Here is a 26,547-nt window from a genome sequence, read left to right as displayed (position 1 = left end):
TTTCTTCGTCGGTGCAAGGACTCACGGGGCATCTCCATTTGGTTCTATTATAGAACCAGTTGCGGAATGCGCCGTCCAGTCTTAATTTAGGACCACATCGAAGGAAGGAAGCCGAGGGTGAAACGCAGGACATTGGCGGCCGCGGAATGCCCGGTGGCGCGTGCGCTGGACGCGATCGGCGACTGGTGGTCGCTGCTCATTGTCCGCGACGCCTTCGACGGCATCCGTCGCTTCGGCGAATTCCAGAAGAACCTCGGCATCGCCAAGGGCATCCTGAGCACGCGGCTGCGCAGCCTGGTCGAACATGGCGTGCTGGACGTCGTGCCGGCGTCCGATGGCAGTGCGTTCAGCGAGTATGCACTGACGGACAAGGGGCGCGGGCTGTTTCATGTCGTCGTCAGCCTGCGGCAATGGGGCGAAGCCCATCTGTATGCGCCGGGCGAGGCGCGCTCGGAACTGCTGGATCGATCCGGCCGGCCTGTTGCACGGCTGGTGCTGCCCTCCCGCGAGGGCGGCGCATTGAGCTTTGCCGACACCACGGTCCGCAAAGCCGCCGAGGCGCTGTCGAAACCACGCCGTCGACCGCCATCGGGCAGCCGCAGCAGCGCCGGGCGATGAGGTCCTTTCCCGAAGGCGGCATCGGCCCGGCCATCGCCGAGGCGCTGGACGCGAGCGGACATTTCGCTGGAGATTCCAGCGGCTTCCTCGATCGGTTCCGCCAGCCGCTGCCGTAGTGACGGCGCGCGACTATCAAACGATTTGCTGCTCTGGTTCACGTCCGATTGGTATTTGAGTAGAACGAAAATCGCAGACCTCGTCGCCTTTCTGGCCTCGAAACGCGTTTCCGCCATCACCGGAACCGAGGATGTCATCGACGGCGGCACGGTACCGAGTGCCTGATCGGGCAGATGCCGCCGGGGAGCACCCCACCAACACCCTTCACAACGCCGTCACGCTGCCTGTAGTATGACGGCGTTGGCTGCTTCGCAGCGTCGGGGTGGGGTCAGGAGCGTTAGTTGAACGCACATGTCTCGCAAGGTGGTTGGCCGGTACTCGTCCTCAACGCGGACTTCCGGCCGCTGAGCTATTATCCACTGTCACTGTGGTCGTGGCAGGATGCGATCAAGGCGGTGTTCCTCGACCGCGTCAATATCGTTGAGCACTACGATCACGCGGTGCACAGCCCGTCGTTCGAGATCCAGCTGCCCAGCGTGGTGTCCCTGAAATCCTTCGTCAAGCCGACGACACACCCCGCGTTCACGCGCTTCAACGTGTTCCTGCGCGACCGCTTTACCTGCCAGTATTGCGGCAATCACGACGACCTCACCTTCGACCACATCGTCCCGCGCTCGAAGGGGGGCCAGACCACCTGGGAGAACGTCGTCGCGGCCTGCTCGCCCTGCAACCTGCGCAAGGCCGACATGACGACGCAGCAGGCGCGCATGTTCCCGCGGCAGACCGCATTCTCCCCCACGGTGCACCAGTTGCACCGCAACGGCCGGCTGTTCCCGCCGAACTATCTGCACGATAGCTGGCTGGACTATCTGTACTGGGATACAGAGCTGGATCCGTAGCAGGCGGGCGCGTGGCTGTCGTGCCACTCATATGTGAGTAAAACGCCCCATAGGGACGTGACGAATCTGCGCTGCCACGGGTCGAAATCGCCTCAACTATGGAGGCAACCCGCCAAACTTCTCTGGGCCCTTGGCGACCCACAATTCATATTCCCCCTGGTTCGTTCAGCGACCTGGCCGATACGACCTCGCTGATCAGAAGCGGGGCGTCGGGTGCGGCGGGCGTCCGAGAGGACGCCCATTTCGCCTAGTCAGAGGGTTTCTGAAAAAGACGCGGAATACCGTTTAGCCCCTCCTGCTTTCGCTTCGGTATCGGCTGACGAAAGTCGGAAACCTTTGACCAGCCCGAAGATCGCCGGAATGACGATCAGCGTCAGGAGCGTCGATGAGATCATGCCGCCGATCATTGGGACCGCGATGCGTTGCATGATCTCCGAGCCGGTTCCCGTGCTCCACATGATCGGCAGCAGGCCTGCCATGATGGCCACCACCGTCATCATCTTCGGACGGACGCGCTCGACGGCTCCCTCCATGATGGCATCGTACAGATCGTTACGCGTCAGGGGCCGGCCCTCGGCGTCCCGCCGTACCTGGATCGCCGCCAAGGCCTGGTTGAGGTACATCAGCATCACCACGCCGGTTTCGGCGGCAACGCCAGCCAGGGCGATGAAGCCGACCGCGACGGCCACCGAGAGATTGAAGCCCAGCCACCACATGAGCCAGAGGCCGCCGACCATCGCGAATGGCAGCGACAGCATCACAATCAAGGTTTCTGTGATCGACCGGGAGTTCAGGTACAGCAGGAGAAAGATGATCAGCAGGGTCACCGGCACGACGATCTTGAGGCGCGCCGTGGCGCGTTCGAGATATTCGTACTGACCGCTCCACATCACGTAATAACCCGGCGGAAACTGGATGCTGGCCTGGACGGCGCGCTTTGCGTCGGCCACGTAGCCGCCGAGGTCGCGGTCGCGGTCGCGGATGTCGACATAGATGTAGGTCGCCAACTGCCCGTTTTCGGTCCGGATCGATGTCGGCCCCCTCGCCGGCGCGACCTTGGCCACCTCGCCGAGCGGAACCGCACCACCTCCGGGCATGGGGACGAGCACGTCGCTGGCGATGGCCTGCGGGCTGTCCCGGAGGTCGCGTGGATAACGCATGTTGACGGAGAAGCGCTGACGGCCCTCCACGGTGGTCGTCACGGTCTGCCCGCCCAGCGCCGTCGCAATCACGTCCTGGACGTCCTGGATCATGATGCCATAGCGCGCCAGCGCCTCCCGATCCGGCGTCACATCGAGGTAGTAGCCGCCGATGCCGCGCTCGGCGTAGGCGGACGACGTGCCAGGGACTGCCTTCATAACCTGCTCGATCTGTTTGGCGAGCCGATCGATCTCGACCAGGTCAGTTCCGATCACCTTGACGCCGATCGGCGTCCTGATGCCGGTGGAGAGCATATCGATGCGGGCCTTGATCGGCATGGTCCACGCATTCGACACCCCCGGAAACTGCAGCGCCTTGTCCATCTCGGCGATCAGCCCATCGACCGTCAGGCCCGGACGCCATTCCTCCTTGGGCTTGAGATTGACGATCGTCTCGAACATCTCGGAAGGCGCCGGATCCGTCGCGGTCGCGGCACGCCCCGCCTTGCCATAGACGGACGCCACCTCCGGGAACGACCGGATGATCCGGTCCTGCATCTGAAGCAGTTCGCCCGCCTTGGTCACGGAGATGCCAGGCAGCGTCGTCGGCATGTACATCAACGTGCCCTCGTTCAGACTGGGCATGAACTCGGTACCGAGCCGGCTTGCCGGCCAGATGCTCACCGCGAGGACTGCGGCCGCAAGCAGCAAGACCAGCGTCTTTGCCCGCATGACGCCCTTGATGACGGGTCGATATATCCAGATCAGGAAGCGGTTGAGGGGATTCTTGCGCTCCGGGATAATCCGGCCGCGGACGAACAGGATCATCAACGCCGGGACCAGCGTCACCGACAGGATGGCCGCGGCGGCCATCGAAAACGTCTTGGTGAATGCCAGCGGGCTGAACAGCCGCCCTTCCTGCGATTCCAGCGTGAAGATCGGCATGAACGACACGGTGATGATCAGTAGGCTGAAGAACAGCGCCGGGCCCACTTCGGAGGCCGCCTCGATCAGGACGTCGACACGCGATTTTCCGGGAGCGGCCCGCTCGAGATGCTTGTGGGCGTTCTCGATCATCACGATGGCGGCGTCGACCATGGCGCCGATCGCGATGGCGATGCCCCCCAGACTCATGATGTTGGACCCCAGTCCAAGCAACTTCATGGCGCCGAACGCCATCAGAACGCCGACCGGAAGCATCAGGATCGCGACCAGCGCGCTCCTGACGTGCAGCAGGAAAACGACGCAGACCAGCGCGACTACGACGCTTTCCTCAAGCAGTGTGTGTTTGAGAGTGGCTATAGCCGCGTTGATCAGGTTCGAACGGTCGTAGACTGCAACAATCTCAACGGACTTCGGAAGGCTGCTGGCGATTTCCTTGAACCGCTTCTTGACGTTCTCGATGACGTCGAGCGCGTTGACGCCGAAGCGCTGCAGCACGATACCGCTGGCCACCTCGCCTTCGCCGTTAAGCTCCGTGATGCCTCGCCGCTCGTCGGGACCGAGTTCGACCCGCGCGACATCGCGCAGCAGCACCGGCGTGCCGTTGTTGGTCTTGAGCACGACATTGCCGAGGTCATTGATCGATTTCAGGTAGCCCTTGCCCCGGATGACGTACTCGAATTCCGAAAGCTCCACGGTGCGGCCGCCGACGTCGGCGTTGCTGGCGCGGATGGCGTCGCGCATCTTCTGCATGGTGATGCCGAGGTCGCGCATCCGCAGCGGATCGAGAACGACGTTGTACTGCTTGACGAAGCCGCCGACGCTGGCGACCTCGGCGACGCCCTCCGCCTTTGCGAGCGCGAACTTCAGATTCCAGTCCTGGATAGCCCGCGTGTCGGCAAGGTTCAGTTCCTTAGACATGACCGCGTACTGGTAGACCCAGCCGACTCCGGTAGCGTCCGGCCCCATCGTCGGCGTGACGCCGGCGGGCAGTCGCGAGGCGGCGCCATTCAGGAACTCAAGGACCCTGGAACGCGCCCAGTAGATGTCGGTCCCGTCCTCAAAGATGACGTAGACGAAAGAAACGCCGAAGAATGAAAAGCCGCGGACCACCTTCGACTTCGGAACGGTCAGCATCGCGGTGGTCAGCGGATAGGTGACCTGGTCTTCGATCACCTGCGGCGCCTGGCCGGGATACTCCGTGTAGACGATCACCTGGGTATCGGAGAGGTCAGGGATGGCATCGAGCGGCAGATGGGCCAGCGCATAAATTCCGGCGGCAACGGCGAAGCCGGTGCCGAACAGCACCAGGAGCAGGTTGTGGGCCGACCATGCGATGATGCGGGCGATCATGGCTGGCTCCCCGCCTCGGAAAAGCCCTTGAGAGCGGCCTTCAGGTTGCTCTCCGCGTCGATCAGGAAGTTGGCCGACACCACGACCGGTTCACCGTCGCCAATGCCCTCCCGCACTTCGACATAGCCGCCGCCGCGGCGGCCGAGCTTGACTGCGCGCGGCTCAAAGCGGCCATCGCCCCTGTCGATGAACACCGCCTGCCGGCTGCCGGTGTCGAGCACGGCGCTTTCCGGAATGGAGATCACGGGTTCAGGGGCCCCGGTGCTGATCGCGGCGTCAACGTACATATCCGGGAGCAGAGCGAGATCGGCGTTCCCCAGTTCGATGCGGACCCGGGCCGTGCGGGTCTCGCGGTTGACCTGCGGATAGACCACGCTGATCGTCCCGGCGAACTCCCGCCCGGAGAAGCTGCGCGCCCGGACCGTGACAGGTTGCCCAACCGCTATGGCGCCAAGATCGCGCTCCGCGACATCTATCGTGGCCCAGATGGTCGACGTGTCCGCCACCCGAAAGAGCACGTCGCCGGCTTGCGCCCTCATACCCTCGATCGCGTTGCGCTCCAGGACGATGCCGTCCCGCGGCGCGGCCCACGCAATGGAGATCGGGACAATGCGGGTTTTCTCCATTTCAGCGATCGCCGACTCCGGAACATCAAGGTTCATGACGCGCTGGCGGGATCCGCGCCCGTATGATCCCTCGCCGCCCGTTGCACGCGAACTGATCGTCGAGACGTACTCAGCCGCCGCCGACGAAATTGCCGGACTGTAGATGTCCATCAGCGGCTGGCCCTTGCGGACTTTCGTACCGGTGGTGACGTCGGCAACCTTCTGGATCCAGCTTTCCGCGCGCATCGAGATTACGGAGACACGCCGCTCGTCGAGCTGGATTGTCCCGGGCGCGCGGATCGTTGTCTGGATCACCCGGGAGGCGGCGGGTTCGGATTTCACTCCTGTGCGCTGAATCTTGCGAGGCGACAGCTTGATCGATCCGTCGTCGGAATCCTCGCCCTCGAACACCGGGATGTAATCCATCCCCATGGAGTCCTTCTTCGGCACCGGTGACATATCTGGAAGCCCCATCGGATTGCGATAGAACTTGATCTTGCGGCTCGCGTCGGCGCCATCCGACGCCGGCATTGGCGTCAGCGCGTTCTCGGCCGGGAGGTCTTCAAAGCTGACGTCGGCGCCAATCGGAACGGCGCGATAGTCGCGCCCTGCCGCCGTCTTCTTCGGCGTCAGTGAGTACGTCGGCTTTCCGTCCGGGTCCTGAAAATAGATCGGAGCGCCGGTCTCCTCCGCCGACGCGGCAGGAACGACAACAGACGCGGGCGTCCACGGGCGCTCCGCGATGATGAATCCGCCTCCGGCCGCCGCGATGAACGCGGCGGCCGTGCCTGCGAGAACAGCCCGGTTCATTTCTGAGCCGTGATGACGAACTTGTTTTCGACCGTCCCGGTTTCGCCTTGGACCTTGGCGCCCAGAGAGAGTTGCCAGCGGCCGGCCATACCGAAGGTGGCCTTGAACTTGTAGGTCCCCGGCTCGGCTCCCGGAACCGATACAATCCTGGTCACCATCTCCTGCATTCCATCCGGCGCCATATCGAGACGGGTCGCAAAAATGACGGCGTCCGGGACCAGCTTGCCGGTCTTGGTGTTCATGAGCCGGACCGTGACGACCTTGTCGGGACCCGCCTGGATGGTTTGATCGACGAGTTCGAACTTGTAGTCCTTGATATCCGCCAATGCGGCCGTACTTGCTCCGCCCAATGCGGCAGCAACCAGCGACGCCCGGAGGGCGCGCGGAAGGTTAATTGTCTTCATGGATTCGATCCTCGATAAAATCTGATGTGCCGCGAGCGGCACGTGTCGACTACGCGCTTCAAGCGCGCAGCAGCGGCGGCGCCAGGCGCCGATCAGATCGAGGTACGCGGGGGGTGGTCTGGAGGCGGATGGCCCAAGCCATCAGGCCAAAAGTCGTTCTGCGGAAGCGAGAGCGAGCCCGCGGTCGTGAACACCGGCTCAAACGCGGCTTCCGAGACGCCGGCGAAGCATTTAGTCATGCAGGCTGCCATGAAGACACACTTGTCACAACCGCTGGGCACCGCCGCCTTCGACGGGCAGCAGGGCATATCGCTGGCCATCTCCCCGGCCATCTCTTGGGCCATCGATTCTTGGGCCATCGATGGCGCGATCGTCTCGTCCGACATGGCCGCCATCGGCACGTCAGCGGACGATTCCGCCATAACCGGGCGAGATACGGGCGCCAGTGCAAGTCCTGCGATCATCAGGATCGACAGCATCCGACGTATGGTGACTTTGATTTTCACACCCCAAGTTCCCACAGAAAGGCCCGGATTGATAGTCGGTAACGCTGACGACGTCGTGATGCAGATCAGCCGGCTACTTGCTGACAGTTACGTGACCGGGACGACTAGGCGACTGCCCGGACTTCGACGGTCACATGCGACAAATCGTGAAAACTCGCCAACCTGGCAAGATAGTAATCGGAGCCGCGCCCATTTGGCGTCACAACTGAAACGATGGCACCGAGATGGCCGGGGCCCAGACGCCACAGATGCAGATCGGTGACCCGGTCGCCATCGCACTCGACCGTCTTCCGGACCCGTTCGAATACCTTCTGATCGGGAACCCGGTCGAGCAGAATACCGCCCGTGTCGCGCAAAAGACCGAACGACCAATTCGCGATCACAACGGCTCCGATCAGGCCCGCAAGCGGATCCATCCAGAGCCATCCGAATGCGCGCGCCATCAGCAGACCTGCAATCACAAGGACGGAGACGGCCGCGTCCGCGACCACGTGGACGACCGCGGCGCGCATGTTGTTGTCGCGGTGATGGGCGCCGCCCGTAGAGCCGTGATCGTGTTCGGCGAAGGTGGTTTGGAATTCTCGGGACCGACCCGCCTCCATGATCCGAACCTTGGCCAGGAATGCGTGCGGTTCGGGAATATCGTTGACCGACTCCAGATAGTCTCCGCGATCGACAAAGGCGAACACCTGGCTAGCGACATCCGGGCGTATCGTCTCAATGGTAATCCCGGACACCTGCAATGCAGAAGCTTCGGGAACCCGGATCCGGAAGCGCGGCGGAACGCCTTCTTCGAAAATTTCAAGTTCGATTGTGCTGCCGCCGATGTCGATGCTTCTAACTTCCTCGCCGTGCGTATGCGCCTCATCGGGACCATGTGAATGAGCGTGGTCGTGTCCGTGGTGATGGCCGCCGGACAGCAGCCAGGCACTGGCGACGTTGACCGCGAGACCCAGCACGGCGATCGGAATAGCTTCCTCGAAGCTGATGGCGACCGGATTTAAGAAGCGTGAGACCGCTTCGTAGCCGATCAGCAAGGCGATCATCGCCAATACAATCGCGCTGCTGTAACCGGCAAGATCTCCGAACTTTCCGGTGCCGAAGGTGAAATTGCGGTCGCCCGCATATTTGCGCGCGTACGTATAGGCCAATGCTGCCAGCAGCAAAGCGCCGGCATGTGTGGACATGTGCAGCCCGTCTGCCACCAGCGCCAGCGATCCGAACATCGCGCCTCCGATTATTTCGGCGATCATCATGACCGTGCAAAGCGCGATGACCACCCATGTCCGGCGCTCGGCCTTGTCGTGGTCCGGGCCGAGAAAGACGTGGTCGTGCGAACCGGCACGGTCTTCTGCATGGATATCTGTCATGGCGTGTTACTTCAGGTACCTGTGGACGACTTCGATCAGTTGATCCGCGGCGTCGGCGTTAAGCGCGCCCGGGTTCTTCGTGGGATCGACAAGGTGCGTGCGGATGTGGTCCTCGACCACTTCAGCCATGAGGCCGGCGACGCTTCCGCGGATGCCGGCGATCATGTGCATGATGCGCTCGCATTCGGCTTCCTCGCCGAGAGCGCGCTCGATTGCCTCCACCTGCCCCTTGATCCGGCGGACCCGCGCGAGCAGCTTTTTCTTTTCTCTGACCGTATGGCTCATAAGACCGTATAGCCTACCCCCCTATGGTAATTCAAGCGTTGACGAGTCACCTTTGCGAGCTTAAATTACCTTAGAATGATTCTAATAAGAATGATCGGCTCCGAAATGAAGACATTTGCCGAGTTGACCGAGCGGGAAATTCTCGCCGGTGCGCTCGCGTCCGGAGAGGAAGATGGCGCACACGCAGGGCAAACGCATCGCTGGAATTTTGCCGCGGCCATGCACATATTGGACCTTGCGCACTGACACCAGCCAACAGGAGATCCCTCCATGCCCTCACTGACCGAATGGAAGGTGCCGGCCGCCGTGCAGCCGCGCGTAGAGGAATTTGGGTTCGATCTGGAGCGCGCGCTGGAGGCCGTGGTCGGGCTGCATTGCATCATTCCGGAGGACGCCTTAACCGCGCAGACGCTGGGCACCGAGCGCGCCGGCAACGGCGTGCTGATCGACAAGGGGCTGGTGCTGACGATCGGCTATCTGATCACCGAGGCGGAGACGATCTGGCTGCATCTCGGCGATGGCCGCGTGGTGCCGGGCCATGCGCTCGCCGTCGACCAGGAAACCGGCTTCGGCCTGGTCCAGGTGCTCGGCGAACTCGACATCACCCCCTTGCCGCTCGGGGTCTCCGACAATGCGAAGATCGGCGATGCCGTGGTGATCGGCGGCGTCGGCGGGCGGACCCGCTCGGTCGCCGGCAAGATCGCCGCCGTGCAGGAATTCGCCGGCTACTGGGAATATCTGCTGGACGACGCGATCTTCACCCACCCCGCGCATCCGAACTGGGGCGGTGCTGCGCTGATCAACGCCCATGGCGAATTGATCGGCATCGGCTCGCTGCAGATCGAGCGCGAGCATGGCGGCAAGAGCGAACACCTCAACATGGTGGTGCCGATCGACCTGCTGAAACCAATACTCGATGATCTCCTCAAGTTCGGCCGGGTCAACCGCCCCGCGCGGCCGTGGCTCGGGCTCTATGCCGCCGAGGTCGAGGACAAGGTGGTGGTGGTCGGGCTCGCCGCGCGCGGCCCTGCGGCGCGCGCGGAACTGAAGACCGGCGACGTCATCCTCGCCGTCAACGGCGAGGATGTCGCGGACTCCGCGGAGTTCTACCGCGCGCTATGGGCGCTCGGCCCTGCCGGCATCGACGTGCCGCTGACGCTGTACCGCGGCGGCGACACATTCGATGTCGAGCTGGTGTCCACCGACCGCGCCAGAATGCTAAAGGCGCCAAAGATGCACTGAGAATGCATTGATAATGCATCCTCACGCGCGCCCGCGAACTATTCCTGCTTCAGGTCGAGCTTGCGGATGATCTCGCCCCATTTGCTGATCTCGGAACGCACATAGGTCTGCGACTCCGCGGACGTGCCGCCGATCGCGCTGAAGCCGATGCGTTCGAACTGCTCGCGCACGCCGGCATCGGCCAGCGCCATATTGATATCGTCATTCAGCTTCTCGACGATGGCGGGCGGCGTTGCAGCCGGCACCAGGAATGCCACCCAGGTGGCGTCCTCGTCGTCGCTGAGGCCGAGTTCACGCGCGGTGGGCACGCCCGGCAGCGACATCATGCGGTCGCGGCTGGTGACGGCCAGCGCCTTGACCTGGCCGCCCTTGACCAGTTCCATCGCCGCCGGCAGCGCCACGCTGGCAAGCGCGGTATGCCCGCCCATCACCGAATTCAGCGCCGGCCCCGCGCCGGTGAACGGCGCGTGCACGATCGTCACCTTGGCATTGAGGCGGAAAATCTTTTCCGCCGACAGATGCGGCGTGGTCCCGACACCCGCGGTGCCATAGGTGAAGTTCTCGGTCTTCGACGCCTCGATCACGTCGCGCAGCGTCTTGGCCTTCAGGCCTGGGGCGCCGACGATCAGGTTCGGCGTCGTCGCCGCGACGATCGCCGTATTGAAATCGGCCGGGTTGTAGCCAGCCTTCGAGGACAGGCTCGGATTGACGGCAAAGGCGCTGGTCGTAACCAGCACGTTGTAGCCGTTCGGCTCCATCTTGGCGACGACGCCCGCGGCGATATTGCCGCCGGCGCCGCCGCGGTTCTCGATCACCACCGGCTGCTTCCAGTGCTCGTTCAGCTTCTGGCCGAGAATGCGGGCAATAAGATCCGCCGGCCCGCCCGGCGCAAACGCCACCACCAGCTTCACCGGCTGCGACGGATAGGGCTGCTGGGCATTCGCCGGAACAACCGCTGCGATGGTTGCTGCTGCAAACAAGGCGGCAAGGGCCGGACGGGTGACGACGGATGACATGGCGTTTCCTTCAAGATGATCGTTCTGGCGCTTGTGCGCCGCTCTTTTGACAGGAGCGAGAGTTAGGTCGTCTGGTCCTTGAACATCTGACCCTGCGCCAGCGCGTGCCGGGCGATCTCCATGCGCGTGCCGATCCAGATGTCATCGCGCTCAAGCGCCAGCTTGATCATCGCGTCATAGGCCCAGGCTCCGGCGGGACGCCCGAACGCATGGGTATGTGCGGTGACATCGAGCATGAACGGCGCATCGTCGGCGCGAGGGGCATTGTCGAGGATGGCGCGGAACTGCTCGACCAGCGCCGCCGGCGCATTACCGTAACGGATGCTGTGCGGCAGGTCGTTGACGTCCATCGTCAGCGGGATCGCAACGATACGCGGACTATCGACAGCGTCAGATGCCGCAATGATTGCCGGCAGGTCGTCGTCGTTGCAATCGCCGAACCAGACATAGCCTTCCTCGGCGAGCAGCCGCGGGCTGATCAGGCTTCCGGTGCCGCGCGGGCTGATCCAGCCCAGCGGACGCTCGCCGGTGATCCCGGCGATCAGGTCGGTGGTGCGGCGGATGTTGGCGCGCTCGCCGGCCTCGTCGAAATAGACCGGGATCACGTCCATGCCGTAGGAATGCGCGACGATCTCGTGACCGGCGGCATGCAGTTCAGCCAGCACGGCCGGATGGGTTTCGGCCAGCACGGCGTTGACCATGATGCTGGCCTTGACGCCGTTGGCGGCCGCGATCCGGGTCAGACGCTGGATGCCGCGCACCGCGCCGTAGCTGGCCCAGGAATGCGCATTGGTATCGAAGAAGCCCGGCTGCAGCACATTGCCCATCGGCCCGATGCCCGGCGCCTTGCCGGGCGACCACGCTTCATAAGCGAGGTTGAAGACCACCGCGATCCGCGCGCCGTTCGGCCAGCGGAAATCGGAAGTCGCGCGCTGCACGCGGAAGGTCTCGGCTTCGCTCATGTCGGTGTCCTCTCAGGTATTTTTTTGATTACGCCGTGATCGTGTTGCGCAGGATGCCGATGCCTTCGATCTCGGCGGTCACGCTGTCGCCGTCCACCAGGAAGCGCGGCGGCTCCATCGCGTAGCCGACGCCGGAAGGCGTGCCGGTGGCGATCACGTCGCCCGGCTCCAGCGTCAGGCCGCGCGACAGGTGTTCGATGATGTCAGGAATATCGAAGATCATCCGGCTGGTGCGGCTGTCCTGGCGGAGTTCGCCATTGACCGTGCTGAAGATGCGCAGATCTTCGACGTCGCCGATCGCCGAGGCGTGCACCACCACCGGCCCGAACGGGCAGGAGCGGTCGAGGCCCTTGCCCTTGAACCACTGGCCATAGCGGCGCTGCGTGTCGCGCCCGGTGATGTCGTTGATGATCGAATAGCCGAACACATGCGAATACGCATCGGCGGCGGCGATATTGGTGCCCTTGGTGCCGATGATGACGGCGAGCTCGACTTCATAATCGAGCTGCGCGGTGACGTTGGCATGCTGCGGGATGGTGTCGCCGTCGGCGATCACGGCGGTCGGCGGCTTGGTGAAGAATTCCGGCACGACCGGCAGCGGCACCGGCGCCTTGCCCTGCGCACGCATGCCTTCGTCGATGTGTTCCTTGTAGTTACGGCCGACGCAGAACACGTTCTTCTTCGGCCGCGGGATCGGCGCCAGGATCTTGAGCGAGGCGCGCGGCAACAGGTCCTTGGTCGCGGCTGCAGATTGCAGATCGCGGACGATGGCAATGCCGGCGTCGCCGGCTTCAGCGAGATCGCCGACATGGCGCGGCGCGGTCTGGCTCGAAGGCCAGGCGGCGGTGAGATCGAGCACCCCCTGCCCGCCGATCACGAGGCCGAGGCGGCAACCATCGGCCGCAGCGAAGGTCAGAAAGATCATGTGTTGCTTCCGTGGGGTTCGGGGATGTCGAATTGGGTGAGCGACGCCGCCGCCTGATCGCGGAGCACGCGGACATGGCTGCGCGCCACGGCCTCCGCGCGGTCGGGATCACGGGCGTCGATGGCGTCGATGATGTCGAAATGCTCGTGAAAGGATTGCGAGCCGCGGTTCAGCCGCTCAATGAAACGCAGCCCGGCCATCTTGAGATGACCGAAGGAGTCCCAGGTCTTTTCCAGCAGCGTATTGCGGCTTTCACGCACCAGCAGGGCATGGAAGGCGGTGTTGGCCGCCGCATAATCCCCCGGGCGCGCCAGGGCGCCCGCCTCGTCGAAGCCGGCGAACACCGCGCGCAGCCGCGCGCCGACATCGGCGGAGCCGTGGCTCGCCACCTCGCGGGCCGCAAGTCCTTCCAGCATCTCGCGAATGGCCAGCCACTCCAGATATTCCGGCAGCGAGGTCGGCATCAGCCGCGCGCCGCGGCGCGGGCGGAATGCAATAAGTCCCTCCTGCTCCAGCCGCCGCATCGCCTCCCGCACCGGCGTCCGGCTGACGCCCAGCTCGGCGGCGAGTTCCTCCTCCCGTACCCGCACCGGCGCAGTGATCCCCGCTGCGCGCAGCCCAAGGCTGACCTTCAGCGCGGAATAGACCTCGTCTCGCAGATAGGGGCGGGCGGCAATCGGGCTCATCAATTTTGTATATGTATACAAAATTGAATTGTCTATGGGAAAACAAAGGCAATAGATGGCGTTGGCCGGGCAAGGGATGCGCGCCGGCCGTGCGCGCCCTCGCTCCGCTCTGGCGGGGCGAGGGTCTATGGCACTCAGTGCGCGTGGCCGCCGGCGGGAGCCGAGGCGCCGATGCCGGCGACGTCGAGTTCGACATCGACCCGGCCGGCCTTCTCGAACGTCAGCTGTGCCTTGACCTTGTCGCCCTGCTTCAACGGCGCGGCGAGGTTCAGCAGCATCAAATGATAACCACCGGGCTCGAGTTTCACGGTCGCGCCGGGCTTGATCTCGAGGCCGCCGCCGACTTCGCGCATCTTCATCACGCCGTCGGTCATGCTCATCTCATGCACCTCGATGCGGCCGCCGGCGCCGAAGCTGCCGCCGGTCAGGCGGTCGCTTTCCTTGCCCATGTTCATCACCGTGAGATAGCCGCCGGCCAGCTTGGCGCCGGGCGGCGTCGCGCGGGTCCATGGCGCGGTGATCATCAGATTGCCGGCATGAACCATCCCCTCCATCGCAGGCTGGGTGGAGGCCGCCAGCCGCAGCATCGGGGCCGGTGATTTCATCGCATGCGGATCCTGCCCGGCGGCAGGGATTTCCGCCCAGTTCTCGGAGCCGGTCTCGCAGGTCTGCAGCGTCGGCAGATAAAGCGGCGCGTCGGTCTTCAACGATTCCGGCAGGAAACTCGTGAACACGAACTCGTCGTAGAAGTCGTTGTCGAGCTTACCGGTCCAGCTGATCTCCTGCACGCCGTCGGAGGCTTTCATGCCGTGCATGAAGTCATAGGTCTTGGCGTAGGCGCCCTTCTTCGTCTCGATGCTCCAGCCCGGCTTCGGCATCGGCTTCACTGCGATCATGCCCTCGGGAATTTTCACTGTGACCTTCGTCGTCGCGGAGGCCTTGCAGCCATGCGGCACCGCCAGCACGGCGCGGTAGGACGCCCCCAGCGTGCCGTCGCCGCTCTGCAGGAACACATGGGCGTAAGCGGGAACCGCAAGTGCCGTGAGACCGGCGGCGATCGCCAGCGTGGAGAGGTTCTTCATGGAAGCTCCTTGGGTTGGATTCTTGAACATGGTGATCACCACCGAGCCTTTATGCCGGCATAGACGGCGCGGCCGCTGCCCGGCTCGAACAGCGTCGAACTCGCATTGGCCCTGTCGATGATGCTGGCGGAGGAGATGTAGGCAGTGTTGGCGATATTGCGCGCCTCGATGTAGCCGGAATAGGTGCCGCCGTTGTCGACGCCCGCCTTGAGGCCCCAGATCGCATAGGGTTCGGTCTTCAGCGTGTTGGCGCTGTCGACATAATAGGCTTCCGGCACCCATTCGAGATTGGGACCAATGTAGAAGCCGTTGGCATGCTTGTAGAGCAATTCGGCGCGGAGGTAATGGCGGGGCGCGCCGGGCAGCAGGTTGTTGCCGTACACCGCATCGTTATCGAAGCGGAAGTCGTTCAACGTATAGGCTAGGTTGAGCCAAAGCCTGTCGGGCTGCTCGCCGACCGCGAACAGGCCCTTCATCACGGCAATGCCGAGGCCGGCCTCGATGCCCTGATGCACCGTGCGGTCGGCATTGGTGACGTTGCAATTGCCGAATGCGCTGTACAGGCACAGCAACTCATCGGAGATTTCGGCGCGGTAGCCGGTCAGTTCCCAGGTCAGGTCCGGCCTTCGGCCGCGCGTGCCGATCTCATAGGTCGTAGCGCGTTGCGGCTGAATGCTGGTGAAGGGGATGGTTGGAATCCCCGGCCCGACCGAGCTTTCACCGAAGCTCGGCACCTCGGCGCTGCGCGAAACATTCGCATAGGCCTGCCAGCCCTTGTCGATCTGCCACAGCAGCCCGGCCTTCGGGCTCCACAGGTTGAATTCCGTAGAGCCGGATTGGTCGCCATCGGCAAGATAGCGATCTCTGCGGTCGCGCGTCGCGTAGAGGAACTGGGTGCCGGCGATCGCCGCCACAGTCGGCAGGAAGTAGAACGAGTTCTCGGCATAGACCGACGTATTCTTCGACGAATCGACGGACGACGACAGCAGCGTGCCTTTCTGGCCGCCGACATTGGCGTATTGCGTATTGTCGATCGAGCCGTTGATGACGTTGACGCCGGCAACGAACACGTTGCGGAAGCCGCCGATGTTGCGGTCGTCGGTGACCTTGGCGAAACCGCCGTAATCCCGGTAGCGATAATCGAGATACTGGAAGATCGGGTGCATCAGATGGCGGTCGACGCCGAAGGCGCCGAACTCCAGCGTGGTGTCGTCGAAGCGGATCGTGGTCTTGTTGGCGAGGCGCACCGTGTCGATGTTACGCTGCTGGTCGCCGGTGACATTGCCGGCCAGCGCCGCCGTCGGATTGTCCAGAGCCGATGTCTTGGTCACGCTGCCCGGAATCCGCTGCCGGACCTCGTTGGCGTTGAGATAGAAGCGGGTCTCGAAATCCGGTGAGAATTGGTAGCCGACATTGCCGCTGACGCGGGTGGAGTGGCCGTCGCTGTGGTCGCGATAGCCGTCGGCGGCCTGTGTTGAGGCGGTGAGAAAGCCGTCCCACGGGCCGTTGGCGCCGCCGGCGCTGGCCTGAACGCGACGATAGCCGAACGCGCCCATGTCGATACTGGCGCTGTTCACGAAGGGATCGCGGCCGGTCGGGGTGACGAAATTGATCGCGCCGCCGAGCGAATTGGCGCCGAAGCGCAGCGCGTTGCCGCCCTTGAACACCTCGACATATTTATAGGCGGTCGGGTCGATCTCCTGGAAATCGCCGTAGCCGTCCGCGGTGTTGATCGGAATGCCGTCCATATAAAGCTGCACGCCGCGCAGATGAAAATTGCGCGACAGGCCGGATCCGCGGATCGACAGCCTTGTGTCGTCGCCCCATTTCGGCTGCACGATCACGCCCGGCACGTAATCCAGGATATCCTTGACGGTGTTCCCGACGGTCGAATTCTTCCACGCCTCCGCCGTCACCAAAGCCACGCCGCCCGGCGTCTGCTGGATCTCGCGCAGCGCCTGCTGCGCGGTAGCCACGGTGAGCGCGCCGGGCACGCCCGGGGCTTGCGCGGGCTGCTGGGATCTCGCAACAGGCCGACGCGAGGCGCGCGAAGCGGTGTCGGCACGGCGCGCCGGACGCACGGCTGCGACGTGTTTCGGCTGCGGGGCATGGACGGTGACCGCCGGCAGCACGGTTTGCGGGCCGGCCTGCGCGTGAGCGGCGCCGGATACGAGCGCAGCTGCGGATGCCAGCAATACGCTGCGCAGCCGTAGGGACACAGGTAACATGGGTGATCTCCACCGGACTGAAATGACGAGGATGGCGCGCGAAGATTTTCGCGCGGGAACGTCAGCTCAGTGGCGGGGCGCGGGCCTGGTGGTCGGTGGCGGCAAGGCGCGCGACGACGGCAGCCTCGCGGGCGGCGCTCGGCGCGATGGTGATAGCGATCCGCGCGGTGAGGAACTGCGTCGGCTGCGGCGGCGCACCGGGCGCGTGGCTGAAGACGCAGACCGGGCAATGCACGGCGACCTGGCCGGAGGTCTTGCCGGCGTCACCATGGTCGGGATTGACGGCGCAGATCTCGAAGCCGGCGGCATAGGCGGCCGGCGACACCGATGCCAGCAGCAGACTGGACAGCACGACATTGAGCACAAGCGCATAGGCCGCGGCGAGCGATGCCACGGTGCCAAACCAGCGTCTGTGCGAATGCTGCTTCAAAGGATTGCCCTCACCTTCCGATTACCACGGCGGGGGTACCTGTCAAAGGGGCGACCGGAGAACGGACCAGCCTACAGCACCACGATCCCGGCGTGCTTGGCCTTATTGTCGGGTTCGACGTGGATGGTGATCAGCGCCTCGCCGATTTCCTGCCGGATCGCGCGCTCAAGATTGTCGCAGATCTCGTGCGCGGCGCTGACCGAGGTGGCGCCGGACACCACCAGATGGAAATCGATGAAGGTCATGCGCCCGGCACGGCGGGTCCGCAGGTCATGCGCCTCGATCGCGCCGACCGACTCCGTCGAAATGATCTTCCTGATCGCGGCCAGCGTCGTCGGCGGGATCGCCTCGTCCATCAGGCCGCTCAGCGATTCCTTCATCAGGCCCCAGCCAGCCCACAGGATGTTCAGCGCCACCAGCGCCGCCAGGATCGGATCTAGAATCGCAATGCCGCTCAAAGCGGCGACGCCGACGCCGCCGAGCACGCCGATCGACGACACCACGTCGGTGAGCAGATGCCGGCCATCGGCCGTCAGCGCCGGCGAACGCAATTGCCGGCCGCGATGGATCAGCGCCCAGGCCCAGCCGGCATTGATCACCGTTGCCACCGCATTGACGACGAGACCGAGCCACGGCGCATCGAGTGCGCGCGGCGCGAGGTAGCTGAAATAGGCTTCGCGCAGGATCAGGATCGCGGCGAGCACAATCAGCACGCCCTCCAGCACCGCGGAAAAATACTCCGCCTTGTGATGACCGTAGGGATGTTCCTCATCGGCGGGCTTGGCGCTGAGGCTGATCGCCATCAGCGCCACAACCGCGGTCAAGACATTGACGATGCTCTCGATCGCGTCCGACAACAGCGCGACGCTGCCGGTGAGATGCCAGGCGAGATATTTCAGCCCGAGAACCACGAACCCCACGGCAATACTGCCCTGCGCCAGACTGCGAACGCTTGTCATCATGAATGCTCATTGAGGGACGCGGCCGTGCGCGGCTGTGTGCTCTAATATGCTGACGCCAGCGATGCAAGGCGCATTTCACAACTGCAACTGCCTCGCATTACGGCTCGCAATATCGAGCCTATGCCGCAAATTCGCGCTTGATCTCACAGGCCCGCAAAGGCAGGTTGCCGACGTCGTCGGACCCGATCTGATCGGGTGGCTCGGCCGGGCGCCTATCCCCCGGAAACCCTTCAGCGCATACGGGCAACTTCTGCTTCTGGCCGACCGGGCATCGCCCGTCGCCGCGCTGGCCATATCGGTCTTTCCCGCATGACGTTTGTCCAACGGTTCCGCCGCGAGTGGCTGAGCAATATCCCCACCGAATTGTTGTCCGGCACGCTGGTCGCGCTGGCGCTGATTCCGGAGGCCATCGGGTTCTCGATCGTCGCCGGCGTCGATCCCAAGATCGGGCTCTACGCCTCGTTCTCGATCGCGGTGGTCACGGCCATCGTCGGTGGCCGGCCCGCGATGATCTCCGCCGCCACGGCCTCCACCGCGGTGCTGATGATCACTTTGGTGCGCGACCACGGCCTGCAATATCTGTTCGCCGCCACCGTGCTGATGGGGTTGATCCAGATCGCCGCCGGCGCGCTGCGGCTCGGCCTCCTGATGAAATTCGTCTCGCGTTCGGTGATGACCGGTTTCGTCAATGCGCTGGCGATCCTGATCTTCATGGCGCAACTGCCACAGCTGATCCACGTCGGCTGGGAAACCTATGCGATGGTCGCCGGCGGGCTCGGCATCATCTATCTGTTTCCCTTTGTGACGAAGCGCGTGCCTTCCGCGCTGGTCAGCATTATCGTGCTCACCGCCTTCACGCTGTTCTCCGGCATCAAGCTGCGCACTGTCGGCGACATGGGCGAACTGCCCTCCTCGCTGCCGTTCTTCGCGCTGCCGCAGGTGCCTTTCAACTGGGAAACGCTGCGGATCATCCTGCCCTATTCGCTGACGATGGCGGCGGTCGGCCTGTTGGAATCGCTGCTGACGGCCTCGATCGTCGACGACATGACCGACACGTCCAGCAACAAGAATCGCGAATGCGTCGGCCAGGGCGTCGCCAATTTCGTCACCGGCTTTCTCGGCGCGATGGGCGGTTGCGCGATGATCGGGCAATCGGTGATCAACGTCACCGCGGGCGCGCGAACACGGCTGTCGACCTTTTTCGCCGGCTGCCTGCTGCTGTTCCTGATCGTGGTGCTCGGCGACTGGGTCAAACAGATCCCGATGGCCGCCCTCGTCGCCGTGATGATCATGGTATCGATCTCGACCTTCTCGTGGTCTTCGGTCACCAATCTGCGCTCGCATCCGCTGAGTTCCAGCGTGGTGATGCTGACCGTGGTGAGCGTCGTGGTGGTCACCGGCGACCTGTCGATGGGCGTGCTCGGCGGCGTGGTGCTGAGCGGCGTGTTCTTCGCCGCCAAGGTGGCGCGGTTGCTCGGCGTCAGCACGGAGCGCGCCGCGGACGGCCAGGCGATCACCTATCGCATTGCAGGTCAGGTGTTCTTCGCCTCGGCACAAAGCCTGATCGATGCGGTGGATTACCAGGACGTGCCGGCGCATGTGCGCATCGACGTCAGCGCCGCGCACTTCTGGGACATCAGCGCGATCGGCGCGCTGGATGACATCGTGCTGAAGTTGCGCCGCCACGGCGCCGACGTCGAAGTGATCGGGTTGAACCAGGCCAGCGAGACGATGGTGGAGCGATTCGGGACGCATCAGCTTCCAAAGACATCCTGAGGTGGCAGACGTTGTGGCCTGATCACCACAGCAATGCGCAAAAGGCCACGCCGCAGGCCCGTTAACACGAATGTCACTTCCTTAACGAAGCTGCAGGCCCCAACCGATGGGGCGAATGAACGGCCTCGCAGAGGCGGCTCAAAAATGCAGTGACGACTGGGAATGACGATGACGGGTTTTGGCGGATCACGCGGGTTGCGCTTGCTGGCGCTTTTGATGGTATCGGCCTCGCTGGCCGGTTGCGCGGGCAATGGCGCGATGGCGCCGGGCGTTTTTGCTGGCGGCGGTTCCGCGAAATATGCCGAGCTGAATGACGGCGGCCATGTGCTGCCGGCGATCGACATCAGCGAGATCGAACCGGCGATGCTGCGCCAGCCCGTCGAATATCGCAGCCGTGAGCCCGCCGGCACCATCGTCGTCGATACTGCCGCGCGACATCTCTACCTCATTGAGGGCAATGGCCGCGCAATGCGCTACGGCATCGGCGTCGGCAAGGCCGGCCTCGCTTTCGCGGGCAATGCCGTCATCAAGCGCAAGGCGGAATGGCCGCACTGGAGCCCGACCGAGAACATGATGAACCGCGAACCGGCGCGCTACCGCCATATGGCCAGCGGTATGGACGGCGGCATCGACAATCCGCTCGGCCCGCGTGCGATGTACCTCTACCAGGGCGACCGCGACACCATGTTCCGGATCCACGGCACCACCGAGCCGCAGACCATCGGCCATGCCGTCTCCAGCGGGTGCATCCGGCTGATGAACCAGGACATCGTCGATCTCTACAGCCGCGTCAAAACCGGCAGCCGCGTCGTCGTCATCCAGGGCGGCCGCGCCTCGGCGTCCTGATCCACATAAGGCCCGCCGCCTAGCAACCGGGGAACCATTCTCCCGGCCGTCGCGTTGTTCACGCTCACGGGAGAATGTGCGATGCGGATGTTTGCGGGAATGATTTTGGGTGCGCTGCTGCTGACTGGCGGCATCTATATCCACGATTCGATGTCGACATCGTCGGTCGCCAATGGCGAGGTCGCGCTGGAGCGCCGGACCATCGTCAATTGGGACGTCGCCGCCAGCGAATGGGACGCGCTCAAGACACGCACCCAGAAGGACTGGGTCAAGCTGACGTCGAACTGATCGACCCCAGCCGAAAATACAAAACGCCCGCGTCGGATGACGCGGGCGTTTTGCGTTCGGGTATTTTGGCGCGCTATTTCTTCGCGTTCGCCTTGCGGGCATCTGCGATCGCCTGGCCGAACTGCTCCTGGGTGAGCGGACCGGGGACGCGAAATTTGCCGATGATGAAGGCCGGGGTGCCGTTGAAGCCGAATGCCGTGGCCTGCTCATCGGTGCGCTTCAGCGTCGCGGCAATCGCCTCCTGATGGGCCAGCAGATCGGCCACCGCACGATCGACATCGATGCCGGCCTTGGCGAGCCGGTCGCGGGTACCGGATTCGGTCAGCTTGACGTCAAGGCTGATCACCGCGTCATGCGCCTCGACGAACTTGTTCTGGTACCTGGTCGCCAGCACCAGCCGCGCCGCATAGACCGAGACCGGCCCGAGAATCGGCCAGTCCTTGTGCACCAGCCGGACGCGGCCATCCTGCTTCACCGCGGCATTCAACTCCGGCGCCAGCTTGCGGCAATACGGGCACTGGAAATCGAAATATTCAACGATAGTGATGTCGCCATCAGGATTGCCGGCGACCGGGATATCGGGGTCGCGCAGCACCAAGGCCTCGTTGAGCACCTTCTCGTCGCCATTGGCGGCGACAGCTGCAACCGGCGCAAAGCCGAGCAGAACAGCGCCGGCGCCGAGCAGGCCCAGTGCGCCACGGCGCGTGGTGCGGCCGGCGGAAGATCGGGACGGGTCGATGATATCGCTCATGCAAAGCTCCCGGCGATGCGCCCGCCGCCGTCAGATAACGTAGATGTTGCGCGCCAACATATAGAGCGCCACCACAATAATGATAGACGCAAACACGATGTTGAGCGCGCCGGGGCGCAGCGATAAATGACGCGCCGAACCGGAACCGGCCAGACCGCCGACGATGCCGCCGAGGACAACCACCAACGCAAGCCACCACGAAATCATGCCGGACAGGGCATAGTTTGCAGCCGTCGTGATCCCAAAGGCGGTAACCGCGACCAGCGACGACGCAATCGCGCTCATGATGGCCATCCCGGTCGCCAGCATCAAGGCCGGCACGATCAGGAAGCCGCCGCCAATACCGAAGAAACCGGACAAGGTGCCGGTCACGAGCCCCAGCGCCATCAGCGCCGGCATGTTGGCCATGCTGATGTCGACCCGGGCCAGCCCGGCATTCGACCGCGTCCGCAACATCAGCCCGGCGATCACCAGCATCAGGAGCGCGAACATCACCAGCAGGTTGTTGCCGTCGACCAGCTTGCCTAGCGTCGAGCCGCCGATCGCGCCGGCGATGCCGGCTGCGGCGAACAGCAGGGCGCAGGACCAGTGCACGTTGCCGCTGCGCGAATGATTTCCGAGATTGATCGCCGCATTGGCCGCCACCGCGATGGCGCTGGTGCCGATTGCGACATGGGCGTCGGGCACGCCGACGACGTAGACCATCAGCGGCACCGCGAGGATCGAGCCGCCACCGCCGACCAGCCCCAGCGAAAAGCCGACCAGCACACCCGATACCAGTCCCAGCGCGCCTTGCATCATGGTGATCATGGATGGACGTTTCTTGTTGGCGAAGGCGCGACCATAGCCAGCTTTGCCCGATGGCTCCATGCCGGCGTCATCACAACTGCGATGGGTACGCCGTGCAATTGCGTGATCGCCATCAGCGCAGCAGCAGCGTGACGGCGATCGGCACCAGCAGCGAGGTCACCAGCGCGTTGAGGCTCATCGCGATCCCGGCGAACACCCCGGCCACCGCATCGACCTGAAACGCGCGCGCCGTGCCGATGCCGTGCGACGCAAGCCCCACCGCGAAGCCGCGGGCTCGGTAATCGGTGATGCCCATGCGGTTCATCAGCGGAGTGACGATGATCGCGCCCATGATGCCCGTGAGGATCACCGCTACCGCCGTCAGCGAGGCGTCGGCGCCCTGCGATTCGCTGATACCCATCGCAACGGCGGCCGTCACCGACTTCGGCGCCAGCGCCAGCGTAATATCGCGCGGCAGGCCGAATGCCTTTGCCAGCAGCACCACCGAGACGATGGCCGTGGCGCAGCCGACCACCAGCGCCACCAGCATTGGCAGGATCGCCAGCGCGACGGTTTTGCGGTTCTCGTACAGCGGCACCGCCAGCGCCACCGTGGCCGGCCCGAGCAGGAAGTGGACGAACTGCGCGCCCCCGAAATAGGTGTTGTAGGAGGTGCCGGTGAGCAGCAGGAAGGCCGCCAGCATCCACATCGAATGAAACACCGGATTGGCAAAGGGATGCCGGCCGGTGGCCTGCGACAGCGCGTCGGCGGAGGCATAGACCAGCAGCGTCACCGTCAGCCACAGCAGCGGCGTCTGCGAGAGATAGACCCAGAGCGAGAACGGATTGGGGGTCATGGCATTGGCCGTTCATTGAACGGTTCTTGGGGCCGTCTGTGCGTCATCAGCCGGCCTACCAGCAGGAAGGTCGCCACCGTCACCAGCAGCGTGATCAGCACCGAGATCGCCAGCACTGCTGCGATCACCAGCCCGTGTTCGGCGAGCAGATCGAGCTTCTGCACGACGCCGACGCCAGCCGGCACGAACAAAAGCGACAGATGCGCCAGCAGTCCCTTGGCGCCGTTCTCGACGCCGCCGCCTTGCAGCGGCCCACGCGCGAGGAAGCCGAAACGGTCACGCGCCAGCAGCAGGATCAGCAACAGCAACATCCCGACCACGGGGCCGGGCATCGGCAGCGCCAGAGCGCGAACGACGATTTCGCCGGCCAGCTGGCACAGTAAAATAAGACAAAGGCTGGCAATCATAGAGGCTCCGCAAAGTTCCAGCTTTATCGCCCGCGTCGCCGTCGATGTCACGCGCGGCCATCCACTGGCTAAATCGTGTTTTTACAATCGTTCTAAGACGCCGCTTCCGGCTTGACCGCATCGGCCCCGCTTGGAAGAAGCTTGGCCATGGACATCGCAGCCAATTCAACCCCGCTCGTTCTCGGCAAGGCGCCCCGCGGCTTCTGCGGGATCATCCAGCGACTGCACATTCAGGAAGGTGGCTCGTCGCTGACGGCGCACGAACTGGAGAGCCAGCTGATCGAAATGGGCTTCGTCGAGGGCGCCCGGGTCGAAATCCTGCACGAGGGCGCGATCCGGCGCGACCCGATCGCGGTCCGCGTCAATAACGTCACCATCGCATTGCGCAGGCGCGAGGCCATGGCCGTCGTCGTGCTGTGATGAGCAACCTTGCCCTCGATCCCCGCTCGATCCATCTCGCATTGGTGGGGGCGCCGAACAGCGGCAAGACCTCGCTGTTCAACGCGCTGACCGGCAGCAGGCAGAAGGTCGCGAACTATGCCGGCGTCACCATCGAGCGCAAGACCGGCGCCTTCGTCACGCCGACCGGCCGGCAGATATCGCTTGTCGACCTGCCCGGCACCTATTCGCTGCGCGGCCGCAGCCCCGACGAGGAAATCACCAGGGACGTCGTGCTCGGCAAGTACCCCGGCGAGACGCTGCCCGACCTGGTGCTGTGCGTCGCGGATTCCACCAACCTGCGACTGACCTTCCGGCTGGTCCTCGAACTCAAGCGCACCGGCCGGCCGCTGCTGCTGGTGCTGAACATGTTCGACATCGCGCAGCGCCGCGGCGTGTCGGTCGATATCGAGGCACTGTCGGCGGCGCTCGGCGTGCCGGTCGTGACCTCGATTGCGGTGCGCAAGGGCGGCACCGCCGAACTTATCGCGCGCACCGAGGAATTCGCGGCGCATGCGCCGCCCGCGAGCGTCGACAACACCTGGAAACCGCTCGGAATCTCCGACCTCAAGGCGCTACAGCGCGAGGCCGACAGGATCATCCGGGAAACGGTCACGCTGCCGACGAAGCCGGATTCACTGACCACGCGGGTCGATGCCGTGGTGTTGCATCCGGTCGGCGGGCTGGTGATTCTCGCGCTGATCCTGTTCGTCATGTTCCAGGCGGTGTTCAGCTGGGCGCAGCCGCTGATGGAATTTCTGGCAAACAGTTTTTCGGCGCTGGGCGCGCTGGTGCATGACATATTGCCCGACGGGCTGCTGCAAAGCTTCCTGCAGAACGGCGTGATCTCCGGCGTCGGCAGCGTGCTGGTGTTCCTGCCGCAGATCATCATCATCTTCCTGTTCATCCTGCTGCTGGAAGATTTCGGCTACATGGCCCGCGCCGCGTTCCTGATGGACCGCATCATGGGCGGCGCCGGACTGCATGGCCGCGCCTTCATCCCGCTGCTGTCGAGCTTCGCCTGCGCGATCCCTGGCATCATGGCAACGCGGGTGATCGACAACCGGCGCGACCGCCTTACCACCATCCTGATCGCGCCGCTGATGACCTGCTCGGCGCGGATACCGGTCTATACGCTGATCATCTCCGCCTTCATTCCGGCGACCGACGTCTGGGGCATCCTCAACCTGCAGGGGCTGGTGATGTTCGGGCTGTATGCCGTCGGCATCGCCAGCGCACTGGGCGTGTCGTTCGTCATCAAGTTCTTCATGTGGCGCGACTACCAGCCCGCGCCCTTCATGCTCGAACTGCCGGACTACAAGCTGCCGCGCGTGCGCTCGATCGCAATCGGCGTCTACACCCGCGCCAAGATGTTCCTGCAGCGCGCCGGCACCACGATCCTGTCGATGATGGTGCTGATCTGGTTCCTGGCCTCGTTCCCGCAGCCGCCCGCCGGCGCCGAGGGCCCGGCGATCAACTACAGCCTCGCCGCGATGATCGGGAAAATCCTCGAGCCGGTACTGGCGCCGCTCGGTTTCAACTGGCAGATCGCGGTCGCCCTGATCCCCGGCATGGCGGCGCGCGAAGTCGCGGTCGCAGCCCTGGGCACCGTCTACGCGATCGAAGGCGGCAAGGAAGCCGCCGACCAGATCGGCCAGGTGCTGGCCGCCAAATGGAGTCTCGCCACCGCCTTGTCGCTGCTGGCCTGGTTCATCTTCGCCCCGCAATGCGCCTCGACGCTGGCCGTGATCCGCCGCGAGACCGGCAGCACCGGCTGGATGGTCGTCACCTTCCTTTACATGTTCGCACTGGCCTACATCGCCAGCCTGATGACCTACAACGTGGCCGTGGCCTTCGGAGCAGGGTAGCGGGGAA

Annotated in this window: 27 protein-coding genes, 1 pseudogene and 1 other annotated feature; of the genes and pseudogenes, 10 read left to right on the top strand and 18 right to left on the bottom strand. The window is 64.2% G+C overall.

Features of this window, described 5'->3' with window-relative positions; genetic code table 11:
• Window positions 1-117: 117 nt before the first annotated feature.
• The 3 genes and pseudogenes from JWQ24_RS05085 (at window position 118) to JWQ24_RS05075 (ending at window position 1,574) form a co-directional block, all read left to right on the top strand.
• Complete coding sequence (locus JWQ24_RS05085) at window positions 118-618, top strand: helix-turn-helix domain-containing protein (RefSeq protein WP_299805170.1); 501 nt, start codon at window positions 118-120, stop codon at window positions 616-618.
• Window positions 619-801: 183 nt separating this feature from the next.
• Window positions 802-900, top strand: a pseudogene (locus JWQ24_RS05080) (short-chain dehydrogenase); the annotation flags it as partial.
• A gap of 116 nt (window positions 901-1,016) precedes the next feature.
• Window positions 1,017-1,574: an HNH endonuclease gene (locus JWQ24_RS05075; protein ID WP_299805168.1), complete on the top strand. Its 558-nt coding sequence runs from the start codon at window positions 1,017-1,019 to the stop codon at window positions 1,572-1,574.
• 251 nt (window positions 1,575-1,825) lie between these two features.
• On the opposite strand, the gene JWQ24_RS05070 is transcribed toward JWQ24_RS05075, so the two are convergent.
• The 6 genes from JWQ24_RS05070 to JWQ24_RS05045 form a co-directional block, all read right to left on the bottom strand.
• Entirely contained in the window at window positions 1,826-5,008 is a 3,183-nt protein-coding gene (locus tag JWQ24_RS05070) for a CusA/CzcA family heavy metal efflux RND transporter (protein WP_299805166.1), read from the bottom strand.
• The gene (locus JWQ24_RS05065; protein ID WP_299805163.1) at window positions 5,005-6,423 is read right to left on the bottom strand and encodes an efflux RND transporter periplasmic adaptor subunit; all 1,419 of its coding nucleotides are present in this window, start codon (window positions 6,421-6,423) and stop codon (window positions 5,005-5,007) included. Before JWQ24_RS05065 ends, JWQ24_RS05070 begins: the two co-directional genes overlap by 4 nt.
• The gene (locus JWQ24_RS05060) at window positions 6,420-6,827 is read right to left on the bottom strand and encodes a FixH family protein (RefSeq protein WP_299805161.1); all 408 of its coding nucleotides are present in this window, start codon (window positions 6,825-6,827) and stop codon (window positions 6,420-6,422) included. Before JWQ24_RS05060 ends, JWQ24_RS05065 begins: the two co-directional genes overlap by 4 nt.
• 92 nt (window positions 6,828-6,919) lie before the next feature.
• On the bottom strand, window positions 6,920-7,333 hold the full coding sequence (locus tag JWQ24_RS05055) for a hypothetical protein (RefSeq protein ID WP_299805159.1): 414 nt from the start codon (window positions 7,331-7,333) through the stop codon (window positions 6,920-6,922).
• A 104-nt stretch (window positions 7,334-7,437) separates the two neighbouring features.
• Window positions 7,438-8,703, bottom strand: a complete 1,266-nt coding sequence (gene dmeF, locus JWQ24_RS05050) for a CDF family Co(II)/Ni(II) efflux transporter DmeF (protein WP_299805157.1) — start codon at window positions 8,701-8,703, stop codon at window positions 7,438-7,440.
• A 6-nt stretch (window positions 8,704-8,709) separates the two neighbouring features.
• Window positions 8,710-8,988, bottom strand: a complete 279-nt coding sequence (locus tag JWQ24_RS05045) for a metal/formaldehyde-sensitive transcriptional repressor (protein WP_299805154.1) — start codon at window positions 8,986-8,988, stop codon at window positions 8,710-8,712.
• A gap of 90 nt (window positions 8,989-9,078) precedes the next feature.
• Between JWQ24_RS05045 and JWQ24_RS05040 the strand changes: the two genes are divergently transcribed.
• Together JWQ24_RS05040 and JWQ24_RS05035 are read left to right on the top strand one after the other, a co-directional pair.
• Window positions 9,079-9,234, top strand: coding sequence for a hypothetical protein (locus JWQ24_RS05040; protein ID WP_299805152.1), 156 nt, complete (start codon window positions 9,079-9,081; stop codon window positions 9,232-9,234).
• Between the two features lie 24 nt (window positions 9,235-9,258).
• Window positions 9,259-10,230 (top strand): S1C family serine protease, encoded by a 972-nt coding sequence (locus JWQ24_RS05035; RefSeq protein ID WP_299805150.1) that lies wholly within the window; start codon window positions 9,259-9,261, stop codon window positions 10,228-10,230.
• Between the two features lie 38 nt (window positions 10,231-10,268).
• Here JWQ24_RS05035 and JWQ24_RS05030 read toward each other — a convergent pair whose 3' ends face one another.
• The 8 genes from JWQ24_RS05030 to JWQ24_RS04995 form a co-directional block, all read right to left on the bottom strand.
• Window positions 10,269-11,246, bottom strand: coding sequence for a tripartite tricarboxylate transporter substrate-binding protein (locus tag JWQ24_RS05030; RefSeq protein ID WP_299805147.1), 978 nt, complete (start codon window positions 11,244-11,246; stop codon window positions 10,269-10,271).
• 62 nt (window positions 11,247-11,308) lie between these two features.
• Window positions 11,309-12,208, bottom strand: coding sequence for a polysaccharide deacetylase family protein (locus JWQ24_RS05025; RefSeq protein ID WP_299805145.1), 900 nt, complete (start codon window positions 12,206-12,208; stop codon window positions 11,309-11,311).
• A gap of 28 nt (window positions 12,209-12,236) precedes the next feature.
• The gene (locus JWQ24_RS05020) at window positions 12,237-13,133 is read right to left on the bottom strand and encodes a fumarylacetoacetate hydrolase family protein (protein WP_299805144.1); all 897 of its coding nucleotides are present in this window, start codon (window positions 13,131-13,133) and stop codon (window positions 12,237-12,239) included.
• Window positions 13,130-13,819, bottom strand: coding sequence for a GntR family transcriptional regulator (locus JWQ24_RS05015; protein WP_299805142.1), 690 nt, complete (start codon window positions 13,817-13,819; stop codon window positions 13,130-13,132). The genes JWQ24_RS05020 and JWQ24_RS05015 overlap by 4 nt, the downstream gene beginning before the upstream one ends.
• 134 nt (window positions 13,820-13,953) lie before the next feature.
• Complete coding sequence (locus JWQ24_RS05010; RefSeq protein ID WP_299805139.1) at window positions 13,954-14,901, bottom strand: DUF1775 domain-containing protein; 948 nt, start codon at window positions 14,899-14,901, stop codon at window positions 13,954-13,956.
• 35 nt (window positions 14,902-14,936) lie between these two features.
• Entirely contained in the window at window positions 14,937-17,129 is a 2,193-nt protein-coding gene (locus JWQ24_RS05005) for a TonB-dependent receptor (RefSeq protein WP_299805136.1), read from the bottom strand.
• Between the two features lie 61 nt (window positions 17,130-17,190).
• Window positions 17,191-17,559 carry a hypothetical protein gene (locus JWQ24_RS05000; RefSeq protein ID WP_299805133.1) on the bottom strand — a complete coding sequence of 123 codons (369 nt, stop codon included), beginning with the start codon at window positions 17,557-17,559 and terminating at the stop codon, window positions 17,191-17,193.
• A gap of 71 nt (window positions 17,560-17,630) precedes the next feature.
• Window positions 17,631-18,518 carry a cation diffusion facilitator family transporter gene (locus JWQ24_RS04995; protein WP_299805131.1) on the bottom strand — a complete coding sequence of 296 codons (888 nt, stop codon included), beginning with the start codon at window positions 18,516-18,518 and terminating at the stop codon, window positions 17,631-17,633.
• Window positions 18,519-18,696: 178 nt separating this feature from the next.
• Window positions 18,697-18,750 (top strand) — a sequence feature (sul1 is cis-regulatory element that is thought to sense ions involved in sulfur or methionine metabolism; They are found in Alphaproteobacteria).
• Between the two features lie 80 nt (window positions 18,751-18,830).
• Here JWQ24_RS04995 and JWQ24_RS04990 point away from each other — a divergent pair.
• From JWQ24_RS04990 to JWQ24_RS04980, 3 genes are all read left to right on the top strand, one after another.
• Entirely contained in the window at window positions 18,831-20,297 is a 1,467-nt protein-coding gene (locus JWQ24_RS04990) for a SulP family inorganic anion transporter (protein WP_299805128.1), read from the top strand.
• Window positions 20,298-20,465: 168 nt separating this feature from the next.
• Window positions 20,466-21,143 (top strand): L,D-transpeptidase, encoded by a 678-nt coding sequence (locus tag JWQ24_RS04985; protein WP_299805126.1) that lies wholly within the window; start codon window positions 20,466-20,468, stop codon window positions 21,141-21,143.
• A gap of 81 nt (window positions 21,144-21,224) precedes the next feature.
• Complete coding sequence (locus JWQ24_RS04980) at window positions 21,225-21,431, top strand: hypothetical protein (protein WP_299805124.1); 207 nt, start codon at window positions 21,225-21,227, stop codon at window positions 21,429-21,431.
• Between the two features lie 73 nt (window positions 21,432-21,504).
• Here the strand turns inward: JWQ24_RS04980 and JWQ24_RS04975 are convergent, their stop codons facing one another.
• From JWQ24_RS04975 to JWQ24_RS04960, 4 genes are all read right to left on the bottom strand, one after another.
• On the bottom strand, window positions 21,505-22,182 hold the full coding sequence (locus JWQ24_RS04975) for a DsbA family protein (protein WP_299805122.1): 678 nt from the start codon (window positions 22,180-22,182) through the stop codon (window positions 21,505-21,507).
• A gap of 30 nt (window positions 22,183-22,212) precedes the next feature.
• Window positions 22,213-22,992, bottom strand: a complete 780-nt coding sequence (locus JWQ24_RS04970; RefSeq protein WP_299805120.1) for a sulfite exporter TauE/SafE family protein — start codon at window positions 22,990-22,992, stop codon at window positions 22,213-22,215.
• Window positions 22,993-23,104: 112 nt separating this feature from the next.
• On the bottom strand, window positions 23,105-23,827 hold the full coding sequence (locus tag JWQ24_RS04965; protein ID WP_299805118.1) for an LrgB family protein: 723 nt from the start codon (window positions 23,825-23,827) through the stop codon (window positions 23,105-23,107).
• A complete protein-coding gene (locus tag JWQ24_RS04960) occupies window positions 23,824-24,234 on the bottom strand; it encodes a CidA/LrgA family protein (protein ID WP_299805116.1) in 411 nt (136 codons plus the stop codon). The genes JWQ24_RS04965 and JWQ24_RS04960 overlap by 4 nt, the downstream gene beginning before the upstream one ends.
• Before the next feature lie 147 nt (window positions 24,235-24,381).
• Between JWQ24_RS04960 and JWQ24_RS04955 the strand changes: the two genes are divergently transcribed.
• Window positions 24,382-24,654, top strand: a complete 273-nt coding sequence (locus JWQ24_RS04955; protein WP_299805113.1) for a FeoA family protein — start codon at window positions 24,382-24,384, stop codon at window positions 24,652-24,654.
• Entirely contained in the window at window positions 24,654-26,540 is a 1,887-nt protein-coding gene (locus tag JWQ24_RS04950; protein WP_299805110.1) for a ferrous iron transporter B, read from the top strand. Before JWQ24_RS04955 ends, JWQ24_RS04950 begins: the two co-directional genes overlap by 1 nt.
• Window positions 26,541-26,547: the final 7 nt, after the last annotated feature.

Source organism: Tardiphaga sp., assembly GCF_028290495.1.
Taxonomy (GTDB): Bacteria; Pseudomonadota; Alphaproteobacteria; order Rhizobiales; family Xanthobacteraceae; genus Tardiphaga.
This window is presented reverse-complemented; position numbering and strand designations above follow the sequence as displayed.

Excerpts from the sequence above, each read along its gene's own strand:
- JWQ24_RS05005 (WP_299805136.1), bottom strand. The coding sequence starts at position 17,129 with ATGTTACCTGTGTCCCTACGGCTGCGCAGCGTATTGCTGGCATCCGCA.
- JWQ24_RS04955 (WP_299805113.1), top strand. The coding sequence starts at position 24,382 with ATGGACATCGCAGCCAATTCAACCCCGCTCGTTCTCGGCAAGGCGCCC.
- dmeF (WP_299805157.1), bottom strand. The coding sequence starts at position 8,703 with ATGACAGATATCCATGCAGAAGACCGTGCCGGTTCGCACGACCACGTC.
- JWQ24_RS05010 (WP_299805139.1), bottom strand. The coding sequence starts at position 14,901 with ATGAAGAACCTCTCCACGCTGGCGATCGCCGCCGGTCTCACGGCACTT.
- JWQ24_RS04960 (WP_299805116.1), bottom strand. The coding sequence starts at position 24,234 with ATGATTGCCAGCCTTTGTCTTATTTTACTGTGCCAGCTGGCCGGCGAA.
- JWQ24_RS04975 (WP_299805122.1), bottom strand. The coding sequence starts at position 22,182 with ATGAGCGATATCATCGACCCGTCCCGATCTTCCGCCGGCCGCACCACG.
- JWQ24_RS05060 (WP_299805161.1), bottom strand. The coding sequence starts at position 6,827 with ATGAAGACAATTAACCTTCCGCGCGCCCTCCGGGCGTCGCTGGTTGCT.
- JWQ24_RS04965 (WP_299805118.1), bottom strand. The coding sequence starts at position 23,827 with ATGACCCCCAATCCGTTCTCGCTCTGGGTCTATCTCTCGCAGACGCCG.
- JWQ24_RS05065 (WP_299805163.1), bottom strand. The coding sequence starts at position 6,423 with ATGAACCGGGCTGTTCTCGCAGGCACGGCCGCCGCGTTCATCGCGGCG.
- JWQ24_RS04985 (WP_299805126.1), top strand. The coding sequence starts at position 20,466 with ATGACGGGTTTTGGCGGATCACGCGGGTTGCGCTTGCTGGCGCTTTTG.
- JWQ24_RS05025 (WP_299805145.1), bottom strand. The coding sequence starts at position 12,208 with ATGAGCGAAGCCGAGACCTTCCGCGTGCAGCGCGCGACTTCCGATTTC.
- JWQ24_RS04995 (WP_299805131.1), bottom strand. The coding sequence starts at position 18,518 with ATGACAAGCGTTCGCAGTCTGGCGCAGGGCAGTATTGCCGTGGGGTTC.
- JWQ24_RS05015 (WP_299805142.1), bottom strand. The coding sequence starts at position 13,819 with ATGAGCCCGATTGCCGCCCGCCCCTATCTGCGAGACGAGGTCTATTCC.
- JWQ24_RS04980 (WP_299805124.1), top strand. The coding sequence starts at position 21,225 with ATGCGGATGTTTGCGGGAATGATTTTGGGTGCGCTGCTGCTGACTGGC.
- JWQ24_RS05020 (WP_299805144.1), bottom strand. The coding sequence starts at position 13,133 with ATGATCTTTCTGACCTTCGCTGCGGCCGATGGTTGCCGCCTCGGCCTC.
- JWQ24_RS04970 (WP_299805120.1), bottom strand. The coding sequence starts at position 22,992 with ATGATCACCATGATGCAAGGCGCGCTGGGACTGGTATCGGGTGTGCTG.
- JWQ24_RS05045 (WP_299805154.1), bottom strand. The coding sequence starts at position 8,988 with ATGAGCCATACGGTCAGAGAAAAGAAAAAGCTGCTCGCGCGGGTCCGC.
- JWQ24_RS05030 (WP_299805147.1), bottom strand. The coding sequence starts at position 11,246 with ATGTCATCCGTCGTCACCCGTCCGGCCCTTGCCGCCTTGTTTGCAGCA.
- JWQ24_RS05070 (WP_299805166.1), bottom strand. The coding sequence starts at position 5,008 with ATGATCGCCCGCATCATCGCATGGTCGGCCCACAACCTGCTCCTGGTG.
- JWQ24_RS05035 (WP_299805150.1), top strand. The coding sequence starts at position 9,259 with ATGCCCTCACTGACCGAATGGAAGGTGCCGGCCGCCGTGCAGCCGCGC.
- JWQ24_RS05040 (WP_299805152.1), top strand. The coding sequence starts at position 9,079 with ATGATCGGCTCCGAAATGAAGACATTTGCCGAGTTGACCGAGCGGGAA.
- JWQ24_RS04990 (WP_299805128.1), top strand. The coding sequence starts at position 18,831 with ATGACGTTTGTCCAACGGTTCCGCCGCGAGTGGCTGAGCAATATCCCC.
- JWQ24_RS04950 (WP_299805110.1), top strand. The coding sequence starts at position 24,654 with ATGAGCAACCTTGCCCTCGATCCCCGCTCGATCCATCTCGCATTGGTG.